We start from the raw sequence: 26,222 nt of genomic DNA, 5'->3' as shown, positions 1-26,222 counted from the left end.
CCCCCCAGCTCGTGTTCGGCGCGACTCCCCTCGCGCAGAAAACGAAAGCTACCAGCCGAGGATCGACAGAGTGACGTTTTCATCACTTGATGGGCTATGACTGATCACAGACTTCCGGTGAGTCGATCGGGGCTCGGCACGGTGATCGAGAGCTCGAACATCACTGTGTGGCGAGGGCCCGATGAGCGTCGAGTTCGGACCGCGTGCCCCGCTTTACTGATACTTTGGATTCTCATCGACGCTGGGAGAACAGATTGACATCCGCCCCGGATCGCACCCGCATCGAATTCCCCGACATCAGCTCGCGCACATGGGAACACCCGTCGGATCGGGCTGCCCTGGTCACCCTGCGCACCCTCAAGGGTTTCGACACCGTTCTGCGCACACTGTCCGGGTTGCTGCGCGAACGGCAGCACCGACTGATGTACCTCGCCACCGCGGTGCGCGTCGACGATCGGCAGTTCAAGGACCTGAACGACCTACGCACCGACTGCGTGCAGATTCTCGGTGCCGAGGAAACACCGGAACTCTTCGTGGTGCAGTCGCCGATGGTCAACGCGTTCACGATCGGCATGGATCGACCGTTCATCGTTCTCACCACCGGACTCCTCGACATCATGACCTACGAGGAGCAGCGATTCGTCGTCGGCCACGAACTCGGCCACGCGTTGTCCGGTCACGCGGTGTATCGCACCGTACTCATGCATCTGATGCGCCTCGCCGGCACCGTCGGCTGGGTTCCGGTGGGCGGTTGGGCGCTGCGCGCGCTCATCGCAGGCCTGATGGAATGGCAGCGTAAGTCCGAATTATCCGGCGACAGAGCAGGTTTGCTGTGCGGGCAGGACGTGCACACGGCAATCCGAGTACAGCTCAAGCTGGCGGGCGGAGCACGAATCAGTGAGATCGACGTCGACGCGTTCCTCGCCCAGGCCGCCGAGTACGAGGCCAGCGGCGACCTGCGCGACGGTGTGCTCAAGTTGCTCAACATCGAACTGCTCTCGCACCCGTTCTCGGTACTGCGGGCCGCCGAGTTGAAGAAGTGGGTCGACAGCGGCGACTACGCAGCAGTGTTGCGCGGGGACTACCCGCGCAGGTCCACCGACCACGAGGCCAGGCCGTCCGAGGAATTCCGCACTGCCGCTCGCTCGTACAAGGCCAGTTTCGATACCTCGGAGGATCCGTTGGTCCGGACGATCCGCGATTTCGGCAGCGGCTTCACCGGCGCGGTCGACGCCGTCGGCAACGGAATCGGCGACGTGGCGTCGGACATCAAGGGTCGCTTCGATCACTGGCGAAAGTCGTAGCACCAGAACAGAACCCATGAACGACAGACGGCGGCGACCACCGAAGTGGTCGCCGCCGTTCTCGTCGTACGGCAGAGATCAGAAGTTGATCATGTGGCCCGCGAGGCCGTGGATCGCTTCCTGCAGTGCCTCCGACAGCGTCGGGTGCGTGTGGACGTTGCGGGCGAGCTCGTTGACCGTCAGGTCCCACTTCTGGGCCAGGGTCAGCTCGGGCAGCAGCTCGGACACGTCCGGTCCGATGAGGTGTCCACCGAGCAGTTCGCCGTGCTCGGTGTCGGCGATGAGCTTGACGAAGCCGGTGGCGTCGCCCAGTCCGTGTGCCTTGCCGTTGGCGGCGAACGGGAAGTTCGCGACCTTGATGTCGGACCCGCGGGCCTGAGCCTCTTCGCGGGCCTGGTCCTCGGTGAGGCCGAAGCTCGCGACCTGCGGCTGGCAGAACGTCGCGCGCGGCATCATGCGGTAGTCGTCGATCGGCAATGTCTCTGCGCCGCCGATGGTTTCGGCAGCAACGACAGCCTGGGCCTCGGCCACGTGGGCAAGCTGGAGCTTGGCCGTGACGTCGCCGATGGCGTAGATGTGCGGCACGTTCGTCTGCATCGTGTTGGTGATGCCGATGGCACCGCGATCGGTGAGCTCGACGCCGGTCTTCTCGAGGCCGAATCCTTCGACGCGGGGCGCGAAGCCGACGGACTGCATCACCTTGTCGACGGTGAAGGTCTCGCTCTCACCGGACTTGTTGTGCTTGATCGCGACGGTGACCTTGGAGCCGTCGTCGTCGATGCTCTGCACGCCTGCGCCGGTGATGACCTTGACGCCGAGCTTCTTGTACTGCTTCTCGATTTCCTTCGAGACGTCTTTGTCCTCGTTGGGGAGCGCGCGATCGAGGAACTCGACGATGGTGACGTCGACTCCGTAGTTCTTGAGCACGTACCCGAACTCCATGCCGATGGCACCGGCACCGACGATGAGGATCGAACCCGGCAGGTCCTTCGTCATGATCTGCTCTTCGTACGTGACGACGTTCTTGCTCAGTTCGGTGCCGGGAAGCAGCTTGGTGGTGCTGCCCGTCGCGATGATCGCGTTGTCGAACGTGATCGTCTCGGTGCCACCCTTGGTCAGCTCGACCTCGATGGTGTTGGCATCGGTGAACGTGCCCTTGCCGTCGTACTCGGGGATCTTGTTCTTCTTCATCAGGAAGTGGATGCCCTTGACGCGGCCGTCGGCAACCTTGCGGCTCCGATCGAACGCTGCGCCGAAGTCGAAGGATGCTTCGCCCGAGATGCCGAACAGCTTCGCCTCTTTGGTGAAGAGGTGCGCCAGCTCGGCGTTACGGAGAAGTGCCTTCGAGGGGATGCAGCCGACGTTCAGGCACACACCGCCCCAATACTTCTTCTCGATGATGGCAGTGCTGAGTCCGAGTTGTGCCGCGCGGATAGCAGCGACGTACCCACCGGGACCGGCTCCGAGGACAACGACGTCATAGTGTGAGGTCACGAGTCCCCAGCGTAGTCGTGCCGTCCGACGCTGTCTCGACCTGGTCTTCGTTACCAGCCGGTAGCCACGCGAGCGCCGACCACCCCGACTGCCCGAGTGCTGCTAGAACTGTGGAATGGCAATCTCGGACGACCCGTACCTCTGGCTCGAAGACGTCACCGGCGACGCTGCGCTCGCGTGGGTGCGCGAGAAGAACGAGGTGACGGTCGAGTCGCTGAGCGGCACGGCCTTCGACGCCACCGAGGCGAGTATCCGAGAAATTCTCGACACCGACGCCCGCATTCCGTACGCCCGTCGTCGTGGGCAGTTTCTCTACAACTTCTGGCGCGACGCCGAACACGTCCGCGGCCTGTGGCGTCGAACGACGATGGACGAGTACCGCACCGAGAATCCGGTGTGGGACGTGCTGCTCGATCTCGACGCGCTCGCCGACAGCGAGGACGAGAACTGGGTGTGGGGTGGCGCGCAGGTGCTGCGCCCCGATCAACGACTGGCGCTGGTGACGCTCTCGCGCGGCGGGGCCGACGCGACGGTGGTCCGTGAGTTCGATCTCGATTCCCGCACGTTTCGCGCCCAGGAGGACGGCGGATTCGCGCTACCCGAGGCCAAGACCGACATCGGGTGGATCGACGCCGACACCGTCTTCGTCGGAACGGATTTCGGACCGGGTTCGCTGACCGAATCGGGCTATCCGCGGATCACCAAACGGTGGCGGCGCGGTACCCCACTCGCCGACGCCGAGACCGTGTACGAGGGTGCAGCACAGGACATCTCGATCTCCGCCTGGCACGACCGCACCCCGGGATTCGAGCGCGACTTCGTTCAGCGTGCCACCGACTTCTACAACTCCGAGACCTACGTTCTCGACGGCTCTGCGTTGACCCGGATCCCGACGCCGACCGATGCGTCGACCTCGGTACACGAGAACTGGTTGCTGGTCCGCACGATGACACCGTGGACGGTCGGCGACAACACCTATCCGGCCGGCGCACTGCTCGCTGCGAATTTCGACGAGTTCATCTCCGGCACAATCGCTCTCACCGTTCTCTTCGCCCCGGACGCGCACACGTCACTGCACCAGTACGCCTGGACCGAGAATCATCTGCTGCTGGTGACGCTGCAGGACGTACGGACGCAGTTGCACGTCCTGACCCCACGTGCGAACGAGTGGGACGCCGGCACGATCGACGGGTTGTCGGACCTGACGTCCACCGAGATCGTCGGCACCGACGCCGAGGAGAACGGTGACGAGTTCTTCCTCTCCTCGTCCGGCTATCTGACGCCCGCGACATTGCTGGTGGGCACGGTGGGCGGCGAGCTCGAAGTCCTCAAGCAGGCTCCGGCATTCTTCGACGCCGACGGCCTGACGGTGCAGCAGTTCTTCGCCCGGTCCGACGACGGCACCGACATCCCGTACTTCGTCGTCCGACGCTCCGATTCCGGACCCGGGCCCACACTGCTCTACGGTTACGGCGGCTTCGAGATCTCGATGACACCCGGCTACAGCGGCGCAACCGGACGGGCGTGGCTCGAACGTGGTGGCACCTACGTCGTCGCGAACATCCGCGGCGGCGGTGAGTACGGGCCGTCCTGGCACACCCAGGTACTGCGTGCCGGACGCCATCTGGTGCACGAGGACTTCGCCGCCGTCGCGCGCGACCTCGTCACCCGAGGCATCACCACCACCCAACAGTTGGCCGCGCAGGGCGGAAGCAACGGCGGCCTGTTGATGGGCATCATGGTGACGAAGTACCCGGAACTGTTCGGCGCGTTGGTATGTCAGGTCCCGCTACTGGACATGAAGCGGTACCACCTGCTGCTCGCGGGCGCGTCCTGGGTGGCCGAGTACGGCAACCCCGACGACCCGGACGAGTGGGAGTTCCTCTCGCAGTACTCCCCGTATCAAAACGTGGTCGCCGCATCGGATCGTCGGTATCCGCCGATCCTGATCGCCACGTCCACCCGCGACGATCGCGTCCACCCCGGACACGCACGCAAGATGGCGGCTCGACTGGCCGAACTCGGTCACGACGTCAGCTACTACGAGAACATCGAAGGTGGGCACGGCGGGGCGTCGGACAATGCGCAGTTGGCGTTCAAGACCGCGTTGACCTACGAATTTCTGTGGCGGAACCTCGCTCGCAGCTGACGGTCAGCCGGCGAGAGCGTCCTCGAACATCGGCCAGGAATCGTGCAGGTCGTCCTGCCAGTAGCCCCACGAGTGAGTACCGCGCTCACGCAACTCGAAGTGGGCCGGGATGTCGAGCTGCTCGAGGGCCGCTTTCAACCTACGAGTGCAGTCCCCGGTCGCCACCTCGATGGCACCGCCCACGACCATCTGGTTGAGCAACACGAAGCCGGTTCCGTTGGGATTGGTGCCGTCGAGAGTGTCCGATGCCCCGGCCAGTCCACTGCCGTTGGAGATGTACAGCGCTGTCCCACGCAGCTTCTCGGCGTTGACGACCGCATCGTTGCGTACCCAGTCCTGATTGTCGTCCGGCCCCCACATGTTCGTCACGTTCGCGCCGAGCGCCATGGACACGACCGTCTTGACGTATGCCCGTCCCAGCGCGTCGGTGGTCGACGCGCATCCGCTGTAGGAACCGACGGCTCGGTACAGCCCGCGATGGTGAGCGGCCAGGTTCAACACCGAGGTCGCGGCCATCGAGATTCCTGCAATCGCGTTGCGGCCGTTGGTATCCAACAGTTCGTCGACGAGCGGTGGCAGTTCGGCGGTGAGGAACGTCTCCCACTTGTTGCGCCCGAGCACCGGGTCGTCGTGTTGCCAGTCCGTGTAGTAGGAGTAGGCCCCGCCCACGGGGGTCACCACGTTGACGTTCTTGTCGGCGAAGAACGACACGACGTCGGTCTGGGTGTACCAGTCCATTCCGTCGAGTCCGCCGCCCGCGCCGTTGAGCAGGTACAGCGTGGGACTCGGAGCCGTCCGATCGGGAGACCGCAGAATCTTCAGTGGGATCGTTCGGTCCATCGCGGCAGAGTGAACGAAGGCCGTCATCGCGGTATCGTCGGCGACCTCGGTGCGCACCACGTACGACTCCGTCGGACCGGTCACCGGGTCGGCCGGGGCCGCGGACGCGATCGGGTGAACTGCCGCCGCCATCACTGCGACCATCGACACCACAGCCAACCTAAGTACCGCAGCGGAGCGAAACGACCCCGCACCACCCCCGCGTCGACCTCCTGAATCCCCCAGGCCGTTCATAGTCGTGCTCACTATCGTCGTAGAACAATTGCTGGTTCAAAGACTTTCTACACCAAAACGAACCGAAAGCAGGTAGGAATGGCAGATAGCGAGTGAAACGACCAAAAGTTAATTCGAGCGAACTACCTGTGCATCCACTCGGCGACGAGGTCGGCGACCGCCGTGGGGTTTCGGATCCACCCGTTGTGTCCCAGTGGCTCGTCGACGTGCACCGAGGTGACATCGGCACGGGCCAGCTTGCGCACGAGATTATCCATCGAGCCACGGGGTGCCAGGTCGTCGCCCTCGATGGTCACCGCCAGCACCGGCAGCGTCAGCCGGCCCATCCGTTCCTCGTAGTCCATGTCCGCACCAGCCGGCTCGATCGAGCCGGTCCGCGCGAACCGGGACCAGTCGTCGATCAGAACCCGCGACTGCCGACCGAAGCCGCCGATGCCGATCCGATCCCCCGGCCAGAACCCCGCGATGCTGCTGGTGATCGCCATCGCCGCCGCGCCCACGTACAGCGGCACACCGCGGGTCGTGCCGAAACCGCGGTGATACGGCGACCCCGACGCCACCAGGATCAATCCGCCGAGCCTGCCCCTGATGCGGGCGGCGTACATCGAGCCGAGCTGCCCACCCATGCTGTGCCCGAGCAAATACGGCGTCGCTTCAGGGAACTGCTCGCGAACCACCTCGAAGATCGCCGGAAAGTCGACCGACACCAGCTCCTGATACCCGTACCGACTCGTCGAACTCGGCTTCGGCACACTGTCGCCCTGGCCGCGCAGGTCACCGATCGCGGAGTGGAAACCGCGCGCGACGAGCGCCTCGGCGAACAGTCGGTAGTAGCCACCGGGAATGCCGAGGCCGGGAAGAATCACGATCACCGGCGCATCGTCGCGGCCCTCGCCGGGAAACAGTGACACCGGCACCGTCGAACCGTCGGGCATCTGAATGGGAACGGTCTGCATCGGGCAACCCTATGCCGAGGATTCACCGGCCCGCCCGAGCCGTTCCGGGTCGTCGGAACGCACCGATTTCGCACTTCTTCGAAATACGAAAGCCGGGCCCGACGGTGTGTCGAGCCCGGCTCACGGTTGTGGGTCAGACGATGGGGCCGGGGATCTCGATGGGGCCCAAGTCGCCTTCGGAGCTACCGAGCGCGAGCAACTGAAGCAGGATGGTGAGCAGTTCCATGAAAACTCCTTGACGAGAAGGGTATTCGCCGACACCCGAACTCACCGAGGATCGGGAGTGACAGGGTGGGCACCGGCCGTTCTACGAGAGAGGCGGGGCGGCTCAGCTCGCGGGAGCGTCGGAACTTCCGCCTGCGAAGAGCTGGAGGAGGATGGTCAGGAGGTCACCGAGTTCAGCAGACATACGAAATGCTCCTTGTTCGAGGGGAATTGTGCGCAGATCGGAAGTGACGGGCGTCACTCGATTACCTCTGCAAGAAGATTTCTACCCGAGCCGGTAACAATTTGTGGATGTATTCACGAGAAAAGTCGAATATCTTGGTGCGCTATCACAAACCGGTCACGGAACCGGCGAAGTCGCGGCCGCCCCCCGACGGCGACCGCGACAGTGACGGACGACTAAGCGGCGCTACCGGACGTCAACACGCCGACGATCTGATCGACGATCGCGTCGACGATGCCGTCGTACACGCCGGATGCGATGTCGGAAATGAACTGCGCTGCTGAACCCATGGGATCTCCTGATGCTCGTGTTCACGTACAGCCGTAGGTGGTACGACCTCCCTCGTTCCTACCGCACGCGCACCTCCGGTGCAGCACCCGGTACCAACTCGAGACACGGAAGAGGCCGCACCGCAAGGAATCACCGGTGACACGACCGAGTTCGCACCGAAAACTATTCGCCGATCACGTCTTTGGCGCGACCGACGAGCAACGGGTCGGTTTCGCCGACGATTTCGGGATCCTTGTTCGCGTAGTCGAACTTGTTGAGCACGAAGCGCATCGCATTGATGCGAGCCCGTTTCTTGTCGTTGCTCTTGACGACCGTCCACGGTGCGACGTCGGTGTCGGTGGCGCGGAAGTTCTCTTCCTTCGCCGCGGTGTAGGCATCCCACTTGTCCAGCGAAGCAAGGTCCATGGGCGAGAGCTTCCACTGCCGCACCGGGTCGACCTGCCGGATGGCGAAGCGGGTGCGCTGCTCGTGCTGCGACACCGAGAACCAGAACTTGGTCAAGCTGATGCCCTCGTCGACCAGCATCTGCTCGAACAGCGGTGCCTGCCGAACGAACTGCGCGTGCTGCCCGTCGGTGCAGAAGCCCATGACCCGCTCGACGCCTGCCCGGTTGTACCAGGACCTGTCGAACATGACGATCTCCCCGGCCGCGGGCAGATGTGCGATGTAGCGCTGGAAGTACCACTCGGTCGACTCCCGAGCAGACGGCTTCTCCAACGCCACGACACTGGCACCGCGCGGGTTGAGGTGTTCCATGAATCGCTTGATCGTGCCGCCCTTACCGGCGGCATCTCGGCCCTCGAAGATGATGACGTGACGTCGTCCGGTCTCCTTGGTCCACATCTGCAACTTGAGAAGTTCGATCTGCAGGAGACGCTTCTCCAGGTCGTACTCGGCACGCGTCATGCGCTCGTCGTACGGGTAGTTCTCGCGCCAGGTGTCGACGACGTGCCCGTCGGGAACGGTCAGCAGGACAGGGTCGTCGTCGTCGGAGTCGTCGACGACGAAGCCCGAGGTGTCGGCAAGATCGACCGCCTTGGTGACGTCGAGCAAGTCGCTCAGGTTCGTTCGTGGAGCCTCACCGTTGCGGAGATCGTTGTCGGTCATGTGCCGAAAGTTAGTGCTCATCGGTGACCGATCGATGGCGATTCGGTGAACACCCGATGCATCCGGTGTCACAGCAGGCGCTACCCGGTCCGCAAGGGGGACGGACCGGGTAGCGCCGTTGTGCACTCGCCGATCGGTTGCGACGGTAGCGGCCCACGCAGCGGTAGGTCCAGGGGTCGGTTCGGAAAAGTCGACGATCTCGTTCGAGCGCCGATTTCGGACCGTTCGTTTGTCGGGGTCGATATGGGTGAAATCCCCGATGCGCCGAAAGGACTTGCCGATGCAGACTTTTCAGCATGACATTCGAGAGCGGTTCCCCCAGAGAGTTCACCCGGTCCAGTTCGCAGAAGATGATCGGAGGTGTATGCGGCGGAGTAGCCGAATATTTCGGCTGGGACGTCAACATCGTCCGACTCGCGACGGTTGCCGGCACGGTCCTGACCGGCGGCACCGTCGTACTGATCTACCTCGCGGCGTTGATGTTGATGCCGCTCCGGTGAAGCCCGAACGCGACGAAGCCCCGGACCTCGACAACAGATCCGGGGCCCCGCGACCGACTACTCGGCGACGCTGGAGAGCCCTTCGGCGCTTCCGGTGAACAGCTCGGAGATCGCGTCGGAGATACCTGCGGCGATGCCGTCGGTGATGATTCCGCCGAGGCCGCCGCCTTCGGTGCCGCCGCCGAGCAGACCGGTGATGAGATCGAGAAGCATGGGGTGAGCACCTTTCGGAGAAACGACGAGGCCTGGTTGAAGATTGGACCAGGCGGCAGAAATATAGCGCGCCCGTTCTGTCCGATCCGCCGTTTGGCCGAAAAAGTCCTGCTCCCTGTTTGTTACCCGAAAAAACTCGCGAGTGCCCGCGAGTGAGCTACTCCTTCCCGGTGATCAACCAACCACACGGTCCTGCGAGCTCGTCGGCCTCGGCTGGTCCCATCGAACCGGGCGCGTAGCTCTTCACCTCGGGTGGATCGCTCAGCAAGGGAGCGGCGACGTCCCAGACGTGCGCCAGGCCGTCGGGCCTGGTGAACAACGACCGGTCCCCGCTGAGCACATCGAGGATCAAGCGCGCATACGGGCTCAGCGGCTCGGCGTCGGGCACCGACTTCAACGGCAGCGCCAGATGTCCGACGGACAGATCGAAATCCGGGCCCGGCTCCTTGACCGTCATGGCGATGTCGATGCTGCCGTCACCCGACAGATCGAACGAGAGCACTGCACCGTCGTCGGGCAGCTCGGTGAGCGGACTGTCGGCCGGCTTGCGGAACACCAACGAGACACGCTGCTGGCTCACGCCCAACATCTTTCCGGTGCGCAGCAGGAACGGAACCCCGCGCCAGCGGTCGGTGTCGACCCACAACGTGGCCGCGACGAACGTGTCGACCTTCGAATTCTCGTCGACACCCTCGACGTCGCGGTAGCCGTCGTATTGACCGAGAACCACTTCGGCGGTGTCGAGCGGCCGGAACTGTCCGATCACCGTCTCGCGAGCCGATTGCAGATCCTCGGCCTTCAATGACGCAGGCGGCTCCATCGCCACCTCGGCGGCAACCTGGAACAGATGCGTGACGAGCATGTCCAACACGGCACCGGTCTCGTCGTAGAACTCGGCGCGGTCGTCGATGTCGAGTGTTTCCGGGACGTCGATCTGCACCTGCGCCACGTGCTCGGAGTTCCAGATGCCACTGATCATCCCGTTCGCGAACCGCAGCACGTGCAGGTTCTGCGTCGCTTCCTTGCCCAGGAAGTGGTCGATCCGATAGACCTGCTCTTCTTCGATGACCTCGTGCACGGCTTCGTCGAGTTCCTCGAAGTTCTTCTGCGAGGTACCGAACGGCTTCTCGTAGACCACGCGGGAACCCTCGGCAAGATCGTGTGCACCCAGGGCCTTCGTGTAATCGACGAAGGTGCTCGGCGGCAGAGCGATGTAGTGCACCAGCTGGGCGTCGTCGCCGACGTCCTTCTTCACCTCGGCGATGACCTCGGGCAACTTACCGGGATCGTCGACGGTGAAGCCGTTCCCCGCGAAACGAATTCGCTCGGAGAACGCCGACCAATCGCCGTCGTCCACGTTCTCGGCGAACTCGTCGAGGACGCTGCGGACGTGATCGCGGAACTCGTCGTCGGAGGAGTCCTTGCGGCCGTTGCCGATCAGGACCCATTTCTCGGGGAGCAGACCTTCGAGGTGGAGTTGGTAGAACGACGGCAGGACCATTCGCTTCGCGAGGTCTCCGGTTGCGCCGAAAAGGACGAATACAGTGGGTTGCGAGGACGCCATGACCTCCACTATGCACCGCCCAGTTTGGCAGCGCACAGTGCCGACGAGGTGAGGGTGCATGATGAACAGATCACGGTTTCACGGTGAGATCTACGGGGTAGGTACGACGTCCGGCGTCCGGATCGTCGTCGGACATTGGACTCGATCGCCGCTCGGGGAATTCACCGATGTCATGGTCCAGTTCGCGGACGGGCGACGCCTGCTTCTCGCGCCCAACGAGGACGTCCGGGAATTCGTCACCGCCACATACACCTTCGACTCCACCGAGATCGTGCCGGTGACATTCGCTGCGGAACCCGGTGAATGGCGGTCGGTGCGAGCGGGTGACCTCACGGTCAGAATTCGAGTCGCCGGGCCCACGGTCCTGGGAAGAGCGTTGAGCCTCGTTCCCGACGCGGTGTCCACGGCACCGTGGTTCTGCGCGATCAGCGACCCCATTGCCCGAGTGATACTGCGGGGAGTGCGCACCCGCGGCAGCGCCGGAGGTGGCCGCCGCGAGTACTACGGTGCGCGAGGGCAACATCGCGTGACCGACGTCTCGGCATCGTGGCAGGGCGAGGATCTCGGATCGCTCACCCCCGTCACTCCCCCGGTGACCTTCGGCTTCGGCAGCACCCCGGCGGCACCGTCGGTCACGTCCATCACCACGACGATCGACAGTTAGACCACCACTGCGCCGGACGCCCGCAGATCGTCGAGGGCAGCCGCGGAGGTCTCGGGTGCAACTCCCGCAACGAGGTCGGTGAGAACGCGGACGTCGAGCTTCTCGGTCACCGCGTCTTTCGCCGACGCCAGAACGCAGTAGTCGGTCGCAAGTCCGACGACGTCGATGGCGGTGACCTCGTTGGCGCTGAGTACTTCCGCGAGCGGTGTTCCGTCCTCGGTGACACCCTCGAACGCCGAGTACGACGGCTTGCCCTGCCCCTTGTAGACGTGGACGTCCACGGAACCGGTCGCGTAATCGGGGTGGTACTCGGCACCGACCGTGCCTGCGACGCAATGCACCGGCCACGTGGTGACGAAATCCGGTGTGGCCTCGGTGGCGAAATGTCCGCCGTTGTCGCCCACCGCGTCGTGCCAATCACGCGAGGACACCACGAGGTCGTACTCGTCGCCGTGGCGCGCCAGGTACGCACTGATCCTGCGCGCGACCTCCGCACCGCCGGCCACCGCAAGCGCGCCGCCCTCGGTGAAATCGTTCTGCACATCCACAACCAACAGAGCACGAGTCATGGATCCCAGTATCCTCGACGGGTGCGCGTGTCGTCTCTGGTGACCTACCCCGTCAAGGGATGCGCAGGCTCGACGCTGCATTCGGCTCACGTGAGAGCCACCGGCCTCGAACACGATCGAGCATTCATGATCGTCGACTCCGACGGCGCATTCCGCAGTCAACGTAGCGACCCCGTTCTCGCGGTCGTTCGATGCTCGGTGACGGACGGGGCGCTGACCCTCACACACGCGTCGACCGGTTCGGTGACCGTGTCGGTCGACCGCGACTCCGAGGCGCGCGACATCACGATGTTCCGCGCGCCGATGCGCGGAATCGATCAGGGCGACGACGTCGCTGCCTGGCTCACCGACGTCATCGGAGAACCGTCGAGGCTGGTCGCCGCACCGCGCGACCTCGGCCGCATCACCGATGGAATCTCGCCCGGGTCAGCTCAATTCGCCGACAGCTCCGCCGTGCACATACTCTCGATCGCCTCGCTGGCCGACCTCAACTCCCGCCTCGACGTACCACTGCCGATGGATCGCTTTCGCCCCAACATCGTCGTCGACGGCTGGGACTCCCCACACCGGGAAGACGAGGTGCGGGACGTGACCATCGGCTCCACCCGCCTCGCGTACAGCAAACTCGCCATCCGCTGCGCCGTCACCACCGTCGAACAGACAACCGGCGTGCGCACCGGCCCGGAGCCGCTGCGCACACTCGGCGACTACCGCCGCGGTCGACAGAAAGGCGTCGCCTTCGGCTCGAAATTCTCCGTGCTGCGAGACGGCACGGTGACCGTCGGCGACGAACTACACGTCGAGACCTGGGGCGAGTCGGAGCTGTAGCTCGAACGGCATGTGATTCGCCCACCCGTTACGCGCGCAACGTTCGTGCCGCGGTACCGACGTGAGTGTCCACTATTTGCCTCCGCAGACGCTTTCCCGCCTATGCGAAGGAATTGTGGACAACCACGTCAGTACTGCCTGATGCTATGAGCGCCGCCAACTGGATACGTGCCTGCCCCGCTCGCAGTTCCCGCGAGAACACCGCACCCGCATCGACCAGATCGTGACCACCCCCGCCGCCGCCGTACGTCGGCGAGGTCTCACCGAACGGCACCCGCGTCGTGACGACCACGTGCACCCCGGCAGCCACTGCTTCTTTCACCGCATGCACGACGCGGGCGTTGGTGTTGCCCGAGCCCAGCGCCTGAAGCACGATGCCCGACGCCCCGGCCTGAAGGCACGCATCGATCTGCAGGCCGTCGGCCCCGGGATACAGGGCGACGATATCGACCCGAATCCCGGCAACGGGCTTCCACTGCAACGGTTTCGGTCGCGGCAGCGCGGCAGACCGGAACGCGTCGAGCTCGGAGGTGTGCTTCTTGATCGCACCGCGCGCAGGCAGCAACCGTCCGCCGAAGGCAATCACCACACCGCGCTCGGACTGCGCCGCAGCCACTGCTGCAGCAATGTTGCCGGGGCCGTCCGGATCGGAATGATCGGCTGTGCGCTGCGCACCGGTGAACACCACCGGACGCTCGTCGTCGTGGAACAGATCGACGTACAACGCCGACTCCTCCATGGTGTCGGTCCCGTGCAGCACCACCACTCCGACGCAGCCGTCCTCGGCGAGCGCGTCGACCACCGCGGTACGGATGGTGTCGAGATCCGCGAAGTCCAACGCCGAGCTGTCCTTCGACATCACCTCGCGCACCTCGACGCCGTCGACATCGATCCCCAGACCGGCCACCGGCCGAGACACCCCGTGCTCGTCGCGACTGCTGGCAATCGTGCCACCGGTGGTCAACAACGCGACGTGCTCAGTGCTCTCCGGTCGTTCCTGCAGGCCCCACTCCTCAGTCACTGCGCGCCGCCACCTCTCGAATTCTGTTGCGGCACAAGAACCAACCACCGATCAGCATCGGCGCGATGAGCAGGATCGACGCCACCGTCCAGGTACCGACCGGTTTGTCGAAGGCCATCAGCACGAGTACACACGCCAGGAAGCCTAGCGTTGCGTATCCGGTGTACGGAGCGCCGAACAGCTTGAACGCAGGTCGGGTGACCGCACCGGTCTTCGACAGCGACCAGAACTTGAGCTGACACGCGACGATGACGGCCCAGGCGCTGATGATGCCGAGAGCGGCGAGGTTGAGGACGATCTCGAATGCCTGCGCCGGTACCACTGCGTTGAGCACGACGCCGAGCAGCGTCACCACCGAGGTCAGTGCGATGCCGCCGTACGGCACACCCGACTTGTTCATCCGGGCAGCGAATGCGGGTGCCGAGCCGGCGACCGCCATGGAGTGCAGGATGCGCCCGGTGGAGTAGAGCCCGGCGTTGAGTGAGGACAGCGCCGCGGTGAGGACCACGAGGTTCATGATCGCGTCGGCGCCCTCGACGTCGATGGCTCCGAAGAACGTCACGAACGGACTCTCGCCGGCCTGATAGGCGGTGTACGGCAACAGCAACGAGAGCAACAGCACCGAGCCGACGTAGAACACGACGATGCGGACGATGACGGTGTTGATCGCCTTGGGGATGACCTTCTCCGGATTCTGGGTCTCCCCGGCAGCGGTACCGACCAGCTCGATCGAGGCGTAGGCGAACACCACGCCCTGGATCACCACGATCGCAGGCAACAGTCCGTTGGGAATCAACCCGCCGTTGTCGGTCAGCACGCTCAGCCCCGGCTCCTGGCCGTCGATGGGAGTGCCGAAGATGACGAAGTAGGTGCCGATCACCAGAAACGTCACCAGGGCAACGACTTTGATGAGTGCGAACCAGAACTCGAGCTCACCGAACACCTTCACCGACACCAGATTCAAGCCGAGCACGAGCAGCAGGCCCGCGAGTGCGAACACCCACTGGTCGATGTCACCGAGCGGAGCCCAGTACTTCTTGAAGAAGTTCATGTACAACGCCACGGCCGTCACGTCGACCACCGCCGTCATCGCCCAGTTCATCCAGTACAGCCAGCCGGCCGCGAACGCGACCTTCTCGCCGAAGAATTCGCGCGAGTACGAGACGAACGATCCCGAGGTCGGCCGGTGCATCACCAGTTCGCCCAGTGCCCGCAGGATCAGGAAGGCGAAGAATCCACACAGCGCGTACACCAATACCAGCGCCGGCCCAGCGTCGCGCAGTCGGCCGCCGGCTCCCATGAAGAGGCCCGTGCCGATCGCGCCGCCGATGGCGATCATCTGAATCTGGCGCGGGGCCAGCTCTTTTCGATAACCGGGGTCTTCTTCGGTGAAGGCCTTGCGGGTATCGACACTCCGATTCTCGGTGCTCATCGTGTCACCTCGTCGACGTCTCGGGAGCATCCGCATGCTCGACCGGAGCCACCCGCAGGTTGGCGAGATGCTCGGGGCTCAGGAGCCGATCGAGCTCGTCCCGGGCCAGCAGCCCCTTCTCGAGTACGAGGTCGACGACGTTGCGGCCACTGACCAACGCTTCCTGCGCGATGGCCGTCGATTCGACGTATCCGAGATACGGGCTCAGCGCGGTGATCAGGCCGATGGAGTTCTCGACACGCTCACGCAGCAGGTCCACATTCGCGGTGATGCCGTCCACGCAGCGATGCGCGACGGTACGGCATGCGGCGCTCAGATGCGCCATGCCGTCGGACAGGGATTTGACGATGATGGGCTCGAATGCGTTGAGCTGCAACTGTCCTGCCTCGGCCGCCATCGTGATCGTGACGTCGTGGCCGATCACCTCGTAGGCGACCTGGTTGAGTACCTCGGGGATGACGGGGTTGACCTTGCCGGGCATGATCGACGAACCGGCCTGCATCGGAGGCAGATTGATCTCGTTGAAGCCGGCCCGCGGACCGGACGACAGCAGCCGGAGGTCGTTGCAGATCTTCGACAGTTTCACTGCGACGCGCTTGAGCACACCGGACAGGTGCACGAACTGACCGACGTCCTGCGTTGCCTCGATCAGATCGGTCGCAGTCACCAGCGGCAGACCGGTGATGGTGCGCAGATGTGCGACGGCCGACTCGGTGTAGCCGGCGGGGGCGTTGAGTCCGGTGCCGATGGCGGTGGCTCCGAGGTTGATCTCGTGCACCAGCAGCGCCGCTTCTTCGAGTCGCGAGCAGTCCTCGTCGATCATGATCGCGTAGGTACCGAACTCCTGACCGAGAGTCATCGGCACCGCATCCTGTAGCTGCGTGCGGCCCATCTTGACGACGGTGGCGAATTCGCTTGCTTTGCGGCCGAACGAATCTCGCAGCACCTTCATCGAGGCGATGAGCTCGTGCACGGCGAAGATGGTCGCGATGTTCACCGACGTCGGGTACACGTCGTTGGTGGACTGCGAGGCGTTCACGTGCTCGTTGGGGTGCAGCATGCTGTACTCGCCGTGTGCGTGGCCGAGGATCTCCAGCGCGCGGTTCGCGATGACCTCGTTGGCGTTCATGTTGGTCGAGGTGCCCGCGCCGCCCTGAATGACGTCGACGACGAACTCCTCGTGCCACTGGCCGTCGAGGATTTCCTGGCACGCCGTGCGGATCGCTTCCCCGCGGGTGGCGTCGAGGATCCCGAGATCCTGGTTGGCCGACGCAGCTGCCCACTTCACCGCTGCGAGTCCGCGAACGAGGTGCGCATTGGTGGAGATCGGACGCCCGGTGATGGGGAAATTCTCGAGAGCGCGCAGGGTGTGGATCCCCCAGTACGCACTCGTCGGGATGTCGCGTTCGCCGAGAAGATCCTTCTCGATGCGGGTATCGGCCACGGTTGCGCTCCTTCAGGGGGTGTCCAGCTGTCCGGCTGTCTGACAGGTAGAGTGTGGCGCAGAACACCCCATCGGTCAACCCCAGGCTAGGATTGCTCCATGAACCTGTCGGACAGCTGGGCAGTCAGTGCGCCCACGAATGCCCGCATGAGCGCAGCCGAGGCGGTGTTCGCCGACCTCCGTTCTGCGATCGCGTCGGGCGATCTACCCGTCGGACAGAAATTGCCGTCCGAGGCCGCGCTCGCCACCCGGCACAGCGTCAGCCGCTCCGTCATCCGCGAGGCGCTGCGTTCCTGCCATGCCCTCGGCCTGACCGAAACCAAAACGGGTCTCGGCACTTTCGTCATTCGCGACCGTGTCGGAAACGACCTCGACATCGGCAACTACGCAGCCCGCGAACTCATGGAGGCTCGCCCTCACGTGGAAATCCCCGCCGCCGGCTGGGCCGCAGAGCGTCGTACCGACGAGGAGTTGACGGTGCTCGCCGGCCTGGCCGACGAGATGCGTTCCGAGGACGACCACGAGGCCTGGGTACTACTGGACGCGCAGTTCCACACGGCGATCGCGCGAGCGAGCAAGAACCGCGTGTTCGAGTCGATCATCGTCGACATTCGCGACGCGTTGACGCGACAGTCGGAGACCCTCAACCTCGTCGCGCACCGGCAACAGCAATCCAACCTCGAACACGACGCCATCGTCGACGGCATCCGATCCGGCGAGTACGACGCGGCTGCACGCGCCATGACCGCGCACCTCGATGCGGTCCGGAATGCAGTGGAGTCGCTCGCCGATCGGCCCAGCTGACCGTACGACTGGGCCGGGAGTGGAGCCTGCGGAACGACCCCCGTCAGGCCGGGAGTGGAGCCTGCGGAACGACCCCCGTCAGGCCGGGAGTGGAGCCCGCGGAACGACCCCTACTAGGCTGCTGCCGTGACGAAGGTATTGAACTCTCTCCCGGTCGGCGAACGAATCGGCATTGCATTCTCCGGCGGCCTCGACACCTCGGTGGCCGTGGCATGGATGCGCGAGCACGGCGCGGTGCCGTATGCGTACACCGCCGACATCGGTCAGTACGACGAGCCGGATCTGTCCGATGTGCCCGAGCGTGGCCTGGCCTACGGGGCCGAGCAGGCGCGGCTCATCGACTGCCGCGAACCGCTCGTCGAGGAGGGTTTGGCTGCACTGACCTGCGGCGCGTTCCACATCCGCTCGTCGTTGCAGACGTACTTCAACACCACCCCGCTCGGCCGCGCGGTGACCGGCACGATGCTGGTCCGCGCGATGCAGGAGGACGGCGTCTCGATCTGGGGCGACGGATCCACCTACAAGGGCAACGACATCGAGCGGTTCTACCGCTACGGCCTGCTCGCCAATCCGCAGCTGCGGATCTACAAGCCCTGGCTCGACGAGGCATTCGTTGCCGAGCTCGGCGGTCGGCACGAGATGTCGCAGTGGCTCACCCAGCGCACCCTCCCCTACCGTGACTCGGCCGAGAAGGCCTACTCCACCGACGCCAACATCTGGGGCGCCACCCACGAGGCGAAGAAGCTCGAATACCTCGACACCTCGCTCGAGATCGTCAGCCCCATCATGGGCGTGAGGTTCTGGGACCCCGAGGTCGAGATCGCGCCGGAGGAGGTCACCGTCGAGTTCGAGCGCGGCCGCCCGGTGCGCATCAACGGCAAGAGCTTCGACAGCGCCGTCGACCTCGTCATGGAAGCCAACGCCATCGGCGGACGCCACGGCCTGGGCATGAGCGACCAGATCGAGAACCGCATCATCGAAGCCAAGAGCCGCGGCATCTACGAGGCTCCCGGCATGGCGTTGCTGCACATCACCTACGAGCGCCTCGTCAACGCCATCCACAACGAGGACACCGTCGCCTCGTACCACAACGAGGGCCGTCGACTCGGCCGTCTGCTGTACGAGGGACGCTGGTTCGATCCGCAGGCGCTGATGCTGCGTGAGGGCCTGCAGCGCTGGGTCGGCAACGTCGTCAGCGGCAGCGTGACACTGCGTCTGCGCCGCGGCCAGGACTTCACGATCGTCGACACCCAGGGCAGCAACTTCAGCTACCACCCCGAGAAGCTGTCCATGGAACGCAGCCAGGGCCAGGCGTTCTTCCCCGGCGACCGCATCGGCCAGCTGACGATGCGCAACCTCGACATCGCCGATTCACGCAGCAAGCTCGAGCAGTACGCCGCGCAGAACCAACTCACGGCCTGGGGCGAACTGATCGGGGAACTGCCCGCAGGCGGAGCCGACGCCATCGCGGCCAGCGGCCCCGACGGTTCCGTGGACTCCTCGGCACTCGACCACGCCGCCATCGAGTCCGGCACCGACTGATCTCTGGTTGCCGAACTCGAAGTTGTGGACGGATTTCAGCCGATTTCGGTCCATAACTTCGAGTTCGGCTACTCCTCGGGTTCCGTCAAGCCCTGATGCTCGTCCCGCTCCGCCCACTCGAGTAACTCGTCGATCGCGAACACCGCATCGTCGATGCCGGCGTGCAGGTCACCCAAGTCGGCGAATCGGGCGGGCACCGTGAACATCGTGAACTCGCGCGGATCGACGTCGGCAACCTCGTCCCACGAGATCGGCGTCGACACCGTCGCCTGCTGATTTCCCCGCACCGAATAGGCGCTGGCGATGGTGTGATCGCGGGCGTTCTGGTTGTAGTCGACGAACAGCTTCGACGGGTCGCGATCCTTGCGCCACCAGGTGGTCGTCACGTCCTCGGGTGCCCGACGCTCCACCTCACGCGCGAAAGCCAGTGCAGCCCTACGTAAGTCCTTGAAGCCGTGGGCCGGGTCGATCCGAACGTAGATGTGCAGACCGTGGCCGCCGGAGGTCTTGGGCCAGCCCACGGCCCCGAGATCACTCAGCACCTCCTGAACCACCCCGGCGACGCGTCGTACCCGGTCGAAGGGGCAGTCGGGCATCGGATCGAGGTCGATGCGCCACTCGTCGGGCATCTCGACGTCGGCGCGGCGGCTGTTCCACGGATGGAACTCGACGGTCGACATCTGGACCGCCCAGGCAACGTGCGCCAGTTCGGTCACGCACAGCTCGTCGGCAGTGCGGTTGTAGCGGGGGAAGGTCACCTGCACCGTCTCGAGCCACGGCGGCGCACCGTTGGGCACGCGCTTCTGGTGCACCTTGTCGCCGGCGAGGCCCTTGGGGAAGCGATGCATCATGCACGGCCGCTCCCGCAGCGCCCGCACGATGCCGTCGCCGACGCTCAGGTAGTAGTTCACCAGATCCAGCTTGGTGGCTCCGCTTTCGGGGAAGTACACGCGCTCGGGGTTGGAGATGCGGACGCTGCGCTCGCCCACCGGAATCTCGATCGACGGTGAGCTACTGGCCATGAGGTCGAGAGTAGGCGATCAGGAACGAAGCTGTTCAGGAACGAAGCGTGATGCCGTATCGGTCGCGTTTGCGGTAGATGGTGGCTCGGCTCATCCCCAGTTCCTCGACCGCGTCGTTCATCGTGACGCCGGGGCGAGAGAGCACGCGAATCATCTCGTCGCGCTCGAACGTCTCGATGCGGGTGAGCCGGTGGGTGGTGCGCGAGAGCACCTCCGGCGGCAGATGATGGAGCCCGATGACGTCCGCGCGGACGGCTGCCTTGTGCATCACCGTGGCCAGCTCGCCGACGTTGCCCGGCCATGGATGTTCGCGCAACGCTCGCTCGGCAGCGGGGGTGAGCGTGACCCGTCGGCCACGCACCCGCCCGGCCAGATGCAGGGCGAGCGGGGCGATGTCTTCGGGCCTGTTGCGCAGCGGCGGTACCTCGACCACGGTGCGCAGCAGTCCGGCGAGTGCCGGGGGGACGTCGTCGTAGTTCGACGCCGTGACGGTGACGGGTACCCCGTGGCCGGCGCGACGGATCAGTTCGGCGAGCGCATCGGCCGCACGCGCGGGAAGCCGGTCGACATCACGAATGACCACTGCCGTATCGGGTTTCGGCAGCTCGGGCGTCCAGAGGTCGAGCCAGGCGTCGACGTCTCGGGCGGCCGGTGCTCCAGCACTGAGGATGCGGCCGCGTGGGCGTGCTGCGCGCAGTGCGCGAGCGAGCACGGTGGCCCGGCCCGATCCCGGCTCACCGACCATGAGAATCGAACCATGTTCGGCCAGAGCAGCTTCCGCAGACCCGAGTGCGCTACGCCAACCCGGGGAAAGATCGTCGAGGATGCCGGATCCCGGCCCGCTGTGCGCGGTTTCGACCCGGAACACCTCACCGCGCGGGGCCGGCCGCGGATGCTGGCCCTGCGACCGCGCGAGCATCATCGCCGAGGTGTTCCCCGCAGCCGACTGGGCAAGGGCCAGAAGCAGATCCGAGGACGACTCCGACCAGGTGGTCAGATTGACGCAGCCCTCCACCCGGCCGGTGAGTGGATCGAGAACCGGGGCTGCAGCGCACGTGTACCCGGCGAGCGAGAGCGAGTAGTGCTCGTCCGCCTTCACCACCGCGGGCACCTGATCCGCCAGCGCCAGCGCGAGGCCGTTGGTGCCGGCCTGATCCTCCGCGTACGAGAAGCCGGGTGCCAGATGCACGCGGTCGAGCGCAGCCAGCAGTTCGCGGTCGGCGCTGACCCTGTCCAACACGAGTCCATCGGCATCGGTGAGCATCATCGACACCGGTTCGTTCGCCAACGTGTCGCGCAACCCGTTCAGCACCTCGCGGCCGCACCGATAGAACAGGGACTCGTCGTCGTAGGTTCCCGAGAACACCGGAGCAACCTCGTCGAGCGACACCCCGTACCGCTGGCTTCGGTGCCACGACGCCAGAAGTCGATGCGAGACGGCAGCGAGGGGCTCCGAATGGAGTCGGGCCCGCGAGAGACCCCCGGAATCTGACATGTGATCCAGGTTACATTCGCATGTCGCCATCGTTGCCGGGGCAGCGTCTCGAATTGAGACGCCGAGGCCGAGACGGCGGCTCGTCGCGGACCTACCGTCGTTCCCATGACGACGTGACGCACGTCACGTATCGCAACACCCGGGAGGCACACCGCATGTACACCAAGAACGGCGAGAACTTCTTCATCGTCGACGCCCACGTCGCACTGTGGGACGCGCGAGAGCAGAACCAACGCAACATCCACGGCAAGCAGTTCATCGACTGCTTCTACGACTACCACCGCAACCTCTCCCCCGAGAGCGAGCTGTGGACGTACGACGAGTACCTCTACCAGGGCGGCGAGCGCCTGATGCACGACCTGTTCGAGATCGGGTACGTCGATCACGCTATCTTCCAGCCCGCCCACCTCGGCGAGTTCTACAACAACGGGTTCGGGCAGACCGAGGAGGCGTCGGCGCTGGCCGCGGCGCACCCGGACAAGCTGACCTACAACCACCACTTCGATCCGCGCAACGGCGAACGCGGCCTCGACCAACTGCGCGCCGACGCAGAACGCTTCGGGCTGAAAGGCGTCAAGCTCTACACCGCCGAATGGCACGGCGACTCCCGCGGCTACAAGCTCGACGACGACTGGACGCGGCGCTACCTCGAGGTGTGCCGCGAGGTCGGCATCAAGAACATTCACGTGCACAAGGGGCCGACCATTCGTCCGCTCGACCGCGATGCGTTCGATGTCGCGGATGTCGACCACGTGGCGACCGACTTCACCGATCTGAACTTCGTCGTCGAACACTGCGGCCTGCCCCGACTCGAAGACTTCTGCTGGATCGCCACCCAGGAACCCAACGTGTATGCCGGCCTCGCCGTGGCCATTCCGTTCATGCACACGCGGCCGAAGTACTTCGGTCAGATCATGGGTGAGCTGCTGTACTGGCTGGGTGAGGACCGCATCTTCTTCTCCTCCGATTACGCATTGTGGACGCCCAAGTGGCTGGTCGAAGGATTCGTCGACTTCCAGATCCACGAGTCCCTGGACGAATACGCACCGATCACACTCGAGCAGAAGAAGAAGGTCCTGGGCTTGAACGCCGCCAAGCTCTACGACATCCCGGTCCCGGCAGAACTGCAGTTGCCCGACGCCGACGAGACCGAGACCGGACCGCGTCAGCCCGAGCGCGCCGATCTCGCGGCGGTGTGAGATGACGGTCGTTGCAACCCTGTCGAGGCACGACGAGGCCTACGCCGCGCTCGGCGTCGTCCTGGATCCCGAATTGGACGAGCCCATCACCGATCTCGGGTTCGTGCGATCTCTCGAGGTCGACGACGGCACAGTGCACGTTCATCTTCGACTGCCGACGTCGTTCTGTTCGCCGAATTTCGCGTACCTGATGGCGGGAGACTCCAAGGACGTGCTGACGGCGTTGCCGTGGACCGAGCGGGTGCTGGTCGAACTCGACGATCACCACGACTCGGACAAGATCAATGCCGGCCTCGCCGCCGACGCCGGCTACCGCGGCACCTTCGGACACGAGGCCGAGGAGGACCTCGAGGAATTACGCGCGACGTTTCGGCGCAAGGCCTACGTGGCGGCGATGGAACGCTCGCTCATGGCATGGTTGCGTGCCAATCCCGAGTCGACCGAAAACGACTTGGCCGCAGTGGTTCTCGGAGACCTTCCGGACGATCGCACCTCGACCGCACTGCTTCGTCGTCGAGAGGCGCTGGGCCTGAGGATCGATCCGGCCGCTCCCGCACTGGTCGATCACACCGGCCGACCACACACCGGAGATCTGACGATGGTGATGCGGCGCGCCCGCGCCACCCGCGTTTCGATCGACGGCAACGCCCACTTCTGCCGCGGATTGCTGCAGACCCGCTACCCGGGGTCGGAGGAGCAGCAGGTACCGCGCGTGGAAGGCGCATTCATCCCCCTCACCACTCTCACCGTCCAGCACAGCACTACACAGGAGTCACGATGAGCACGATGCGCGCCGTCCAGGTGGTCGGCTACCACAAGAATCTGGAGATGACCGAGGTACCGATTCCCGAGGTTCGAGGCCCTCTCGACGTCATCGTCAGGATCGGCGGCGCGGGCGTGTGCCGTACCGATCTGCACATCCTCGAAGGACAGTGGGCCGAGAAGTCCGGCGTCACACTGCCGTACACGATCGGGCACGAGAACGCCGGGTGGGTCCATGCGGTCGGCTCGGCCGTCACCAACGTCCGCGAGGGCGACAAGGTGATCCTGCATCCGCTGGTCACGTGCGGGTTGTGCCGGGCCTGCCGGTCCGGTGACGACGTGCACTGCGAGACGAGTGATTTCCCCGGCATCGACACCAACGGTGGGTACGCGGACTATCTGCGGACCAACGCCAGGACAGTCGTGAAGATCGACGACTCACTCGAACCGTCCGCGGTGGCCGCGCTCGCGGATGCCGGCCTGACCGCCTATCACGCCGCAGCCAAAGCAGCCCGACGGCTGACTCCACGCGACAAGTGCGTCGTCATCGGTGCAGGTGGCCTCGGCCACATCGGTATCCAGGTGCTCGAGGCACTGTCGCCCGCGGAGCTCATCGTCATCGACCGCAACGCCGACGCCGTGAAGCTCGCCCTCACCCTTGGCGCCGATCACGCGGTGGTCGCCGACGGCAGTCAGGTCGATCAGGTCATGGAACTCACCGGCGGATTCGGTGCCGAGGTGGTACTCGACTTCGTCGGCGAAAATGGCTCCACCGCAGAGGGATTGGCGATGACCAGACGGGCCGGGGACTATCACGTGATCGGCTACGGCGAGAACGTCGACGTGCCGACCATCGACCTGGTGTCGGCGGAGAAGAACATCGTCGGCAACCTCGTCGGGTCCTACAACGACCTGTGCGATCTGATGTCTCTCGCCGCGCGCGGTGCCGTGAACCTGCATACGCAGACCTACGCACTGGACGACTTTCAGAGTGCCATCGACGACCTCGACAACGGACGGGTTCGCGGCCGCGCGATTCTCGTACCCTGAAATCGGGTAGTAACCACCGACTCAACCCCAACAACGAGGAGCAACGTTGATCTTCATCACCGCCAAGTTCAAGGTCAAGCCCGAGCACGCCGACAACTGGCCCGAGATCTCACGCGACTTCACCGAGGCATGCCAGGCCGAGGAGGGATGCCTCTGGTACTTCTGGTCGCGCACCCTCGACGACCCCACCGAGTACGTCCTGGTGGAGGCATTCAAGGATCCCGATGCCGGTGCCGCCCATGTGAATTCGGATCACTTCAAGCAGGCCCAGAAGGATCTCCCGCCGTACCTGCAGGAGACCCCGAAGATCATCAGCCAAGAGGTCGACGGCACCGACTGGAACGAACTGGGCGAGCTCGCGGTCGACTAGTTCGTTCGTCTAGTCCCTTTCGCGATCCCGGACCACCTGGCCGAGAGTCACGACGGCGTCGGCGAACTGCCCGGGTAATTCCTGAGGCGGGTTGTGGCCGCAATCGACCTGACGAACGTCGATCAGGTCGGTGAAGTGCGCCGTGTGGTCCGGGCTGCCGTACAGCGAGGCGACGGTGTCCTCGGTCGGATCGATCACGACCGTGGGCACCGTGATCCTCGGTTGCTGCGTCAGCAACTCCTGGGTGGCTGCATAGGCGGCGTCCCCTGACTCGAGCCCGTATCGGTGCCGGTAGGAATGCACGGACACGTCCACGAAGTCGGGGTTGTCGAACGACGGTGCGGTGGCCGCGAATTCGGAATCGCCGAACCTCCAGGTCGGCGACCAATCCGTCCACAGTGTCTGCGCGATCTCGGTGCGGTAGGCCGCGAGCCCGGCGCGGCCCCGCTCGGAGTGCAGGTAGTACTGATACCAGTACCGCTTCTCGAGGTGCGGCAGCACGGGCGTGGATACGGCCGCGGCGATGTTCTGCACCAGATATCCGGACACGCTCACCAGGCCCGACACCAACTCGGGCCACAGCGCGGCGACGACGCACGCCGCTCGCCCGCCCCAGTCGTAGCCGGCGACGATGGGTTGGTCCAGCTCCAGCGCGAGGATCAACTCGCGCAGGTCGTGGCCGATCGCGGCCTGCTCACCGGAGCGCATCGTGTCCGCGTCGACGAACCGGGTGGGTCCGAAGCCGCGTAGGTACGGCACCACCACGTCGTAACCGGATTCGGCGAGCAGCCTGCCGACGTCGTCGTAACCGCGCGGGTCGTACGGAAACCCGTGCATCAGCACCACCGAACGACCGGACGGGTCACCGACGCGGTCGTAGGCCACATCCAGCACCCCTGCACGAATCATCATGGGTCCAT

At 64.9% G+C, this 26,222-nt stretch carries 24 protein-coding genes; 11 read left to right on the top strand and 13 right to left on the bottom strand.

All coding sequences use genetic code 11. The features are described from left to right. Positions 1–254: 254 nt before the first annotated feature. Positions 255–1,304: a M48 family metallopeptidase gene (locus tag CH302_RS25715; RefSeq protein ID WP_037186802.1), complete on the top strand. Its 1,050-nt coding sequence runs from the start codon at positions 255–257 to the stop codon at positions 1,302–1,304. A 78-nt stretch (positions 1,305–1,382) separates the two neighbouring features. Here CH302_RS25715 and lpdA read toward each other — a convergent pair whose 3' ends face one another. After that, positions 1,383–2,798, bottom strand: a complete 1,416-nt coding sequence (gene lpdA / locus CH302_RS25710; RefSeq protein WP_037186801.1) for a dihydrolipoyl dehydrogenase — start codon at positions 2,796–2,798, stop codon at positions 1,383–1,385. Positions 2,799–2,913: 115 nt separating this feature from the next. Between lpdA and CH302_RS25705 the strand changes: the two genes are divergently transcribed. After that, positions 2,914–4,947, top strand: coding sequence for a prolyl oligopeptidase family serine peptidase (locus CH302_RS25705; RefSeq protein WP_037186799.1), 2,034 nt, complete (start codon positions 2,914–2,916; stop codon positions 4,945–4,947). Between the two features lie 3 nt (positions 4,948–4,950). On the opposite strand, the gene CH302_RS25700 is transcribed toward CH302_RS25705, so the two are convergent. The 3 genes from CH302_RS25700 to ppk2 all read right to left on the bottom strand — a co-directional run bounded on the left by CH302_RS25700 (position 4,951) and on the right by ppk2 (position 8,823). Next, positions 4,951–5,931, bottom strand: a complete 981-nt coding sequence (locus CH302_RS25700; RefSeq protein ID WP_176460783.1) for an alpha/beta hydrolase — start codon at positions 5,929–5,931, stop codon at positions 4,951–4,953. Positions 5,932–6,143: 212 nt separating this feature from the next. Further along, a complete protein-coding gene (locus tag CH302_RS25695) occupies positions 6,144–6,977 on the bottom strand; it encodes an alpha/beta hydrolase family protein (protein WP_037186794.1) in 834 nt (277 codons plus the stop codon). A gap of 901 nt (positions 6,978–7,878) precedes the next feature. Next, entirely contained in the window at positions 7,879–8,823 is a 945-nt protein-coding gene (gene ppk2 / locus CH302_RS25690; protein WP_037186792.1) for a polyphosphate kinase 2, read from the bottom strand. Between the two features lie 296 nt (positions 8,824–9,119). Here ppk2 and CH302_RS25685 point away from each other — a divergent pair, with 296 nt between their 5' ends. Further along, positions 9,120–9,323, top strand: coding sequence for a PspC domain-containing protein (locus CH302_RS25685; protein ID WP_037186789.1), 204 nt, complete (start codon positions 9,120–9,122; stop codon positions 9,321–9,323). 57 nt (positions 9,324–9,380) lie between these two features. Here CH302_RS25685 and CH302_RS30295 read toward each other — a convergent pair whose 3' ends face one another. Together CH302_RS30295 and CH302_RS25680 are read right to left on the bottom strand one after the other, a co-directional pair. Further along, positions 9,381–9,536 (bottom strand): hypothetical protein, encoded by a 156-nt coding sequence (locus CH302_RS30295; RefSeq protein WP_155292866.1) that lies wholly within the window; start codon positions 9,534–9,536, stop codon positions 9,381–9,383. 157 nt (positions 9,537–9,693) lie between these two features. Further along, positions 9,694–11,100, bottom strand: coding sequence for a glucose-6-phosphate dehydrogenase (locus tag CH302_RS25680; RefSeq protein ID WP_037188603.1), 1,407 nt, complete (start codon positions 11,098–11,100; stop codon positions 9,694–9,696). Between the two features lie 61 nt (positions 11,101–11,161). Here CH302_RS25680 and CH302_RS25675 point away from each other — a divergent pair, with 61 nt between their 5' ends. Continuing rightward, positions 11,162–11,764 (top strand): hypothetical protein, encoded by a 603-nt coding sequence (locus tag CH302_RS25675; protein ID WP_037188601.1) that lies wholly within the window; start codon positions 11,162–11,164, stop codon positions 11,762–11,764. On the opposite strand, the gene CH302_RS25670 is transcribed toward CH302_RS25675, so the two are convergent. Beyond that, on the bottom strand, positions 11,761–12,333 hold the full coding sequence (locus CH302_RS25670) for an isochorismatase family protein (protein WP_037186788.1): 573 nt from the start codon (positions 12,331–12,333) through the stop codon (positions 11,761–11,763). The two genes, CH302_RS25675 and CH302_RS25670, sit on opposite strands and share 4 nt — an antisense overlap. Positions 12,334–12,354: 21 nt before the next feature. Here CH302_RS25670 and CH302_RS25665 point away from each other — a divergent pair, with 21 nt between their 5' ends. Then, complete coding sequence (locus CH302_RS25665) at positions 12,355–13,161, top strand: MOSC domain-containing protein (protein ID WP_037186786.1); 807 nt, start codon at positions 12,355–12,357, stop codon at positions 13,159–13,161. Positions 13,162–13,261: 100 nt separating this feature from the next. Here the strand turns inward: CH302_RS25665 and CH302_RS25660 are convergent, their stop codons facing one another. From CH302_RS25660 to aspA, 3 genes are read right to left on the bottom strand one after another with little or no spacing between them, the layout of a single operon-like run. Then, complete coding sequence (locus CH302_RS25660; protein ID WP_230596123.1) at positions 13,262–14,182, bottom strand: asparaginase; 921 nt, start codon at positions 14,180–14,182, stop codon at positions 13,262–13,264. Beyond that, positions 14,175–15,614: an amino acid permease gene (locus tag CH302_RS25655; RefSeq protein ID WP_037186784.1), complete on the bottom strand. Its 1,440-nt coding sequence runs from the start codon at positions 15,612–15,614 to the stop codon at positions 14,175–14,177. Before CH302_RS25655 ends, CH302_RS25660 begins: the two co-directional genes overlap by 8 nt. Positions 15,615–15,618: 4 nt before the next feature. Continuing rightward, positions 15,619–17,058: an aspartate ammonia-lyase gene (aspA, locus tag CH302_RS25650; RefSeq protein ID WP_037186782.1), complete on the bottom strand. Its 1,440-nt coding sequence runs from the start codon at positions 17,056–17,058 to the stop codon at positions 15,619–15,621. 99 nt (positions 17,059–17,157) lie between these two features. Here aspA and CH302_RS25645 point away from each other — a divergent pair, with 99 nt between their 5' ends. Then, positions 17,158–17,862: a FadR/GntR family transcriptional regulator gene (locus tag CH302_RS25645; protein WP_037186779.1), complete on the top strand. Its 705-nt coding sequence runs from the start codon at positions 17,158–17,160 to the stop codon at positions 17,860–17,862. Positions 17,863–17,988: 126 nt separating this feature from the next. Then, complete coding sequence (gene argG / locus CH302_RS25640) at positions 17,989–19,404, top strand: argininosuccinate synthase (protein ID WP_037186777.1); 1,416 nt, start codon at positions 17,989–17,991, stop codon at positions 19,402–19,404. A 68-nt stretch (positions 19,405–19,472) separates the two neighbouring features. Here argG and ligD read toward each other — a convergent pair whose 3' ends face one another. After that, on the bottom strand, positions 19,473–20,426 hold the full coding sequence (ligD, locus tag CH302_RS25635) for a non-homologous end-joining DNA ligase (protein WP_037186775.1): 954 nt from the start codon (positions 20,424–20,426) through the stop codon (positions 19,473–19,475). Between the two features lie 34 nt (positions 20,427–20,460). Continuing rightward, positions 20,461–21,921 (bottom strand): GAF domain-containing protein, encoded by a 1,461-nt coding sequence (locus CH302_RS25630; protein WP_052047262.1) that lies wholly within the window; start codon positions 21,919–21,921, stop codon positions 20,461–20,463. A gap of 155 nt (positions 21,922–22,076) precedes the next feature. Here CH302_RS25630 and CH302_RS25625 point away from each other — a divergent pair, with 155 nt between their 5' ends. Genes CH302_RS25625 through CH302_RS25610 form a run of 4 tightly spaced genes read left to right on the top strand, consistent with a single transcriptional unit; the run spans position 22,077 to position 25,302 of the window. Continuing rightward, complete coding sequence (locus CH302_RS25625) at positions 22,077–23,120, top strand: amidohydrolase family protein (protein WP_037148819.1); 1,044 nt, start codon at positions 22,077–22,079, stop codon at positions 23,118–23,120. A gap of 1 nt (position 23,121) precedes the next feature. Further along, positions 23,122–23,901 carry an iron-sulfur cluster assembly protein gene (locus tag CH302_RS25620; RefSeq protein WP_052047261.1) on the top strand — a complete coding sequence of 260 codons (780 nt, stop codon included), beginning with the start codon at positions 23,122–23,124 and terminating at the stop codon, positions 23,899–23,901. A 5-nt stretch (positions 23,902–23,906) separates the two neighbouring features. Continuing rightward, a complete protein-coding gene (locus CH302_RS25615) occupies positions 23,907–24,932 on the top strand; it encodes an NAD(P)-dependent alcohol dehydrogenase (RefSeq protein ID WP_037188594.1) in 1,026 nt (341 codons plus the stop codon). 46 nt (positions 24,933–24,978) lie between these two features. Next, positions 24,979–25,302, top strand: a complete 324-nt coding sequence (locus tag CH302_RS25610; protein WP_032382260.1) for a putative quinol monooxygenase — start codon at positions 24,979–24,981, stop codon at positions 25,300–25,302. A 9-nt stretch (positions 25,303–25,311) separates the two neighbouring features. On the opposite strand, the gene CH302_RS25605 is transcribed toward CH302_RS25610, so the two are convergent. Then, complete coding sequence (locus CH302_RS25605) at positions 25,312–26,214, bottom strand: alpha/beta fold hydrolase (protein WP_037186772.1); 903 nt, start codon at positions 26,212–26,214, stop codon at positions 25,312–25,314. Positions 26,215–26,222 lie beyond the last annotated feature (8 nt).

Source organism: Rhodococcus sp. 15-2388-1-1a (genome assembly GCF_002259145.1).
Classification (GTDB): domain Bacteria; phylum Actinomycetota; class Actinomycetes; order Mycobacteriales; family Mycobacteriaceae; genus Rhodococcoides.
The sequence above is the reverse complement of the archived record's forward strand: the minus strand, read 5'-3'. Positions and strand labels throughout refer to the sequence as shown.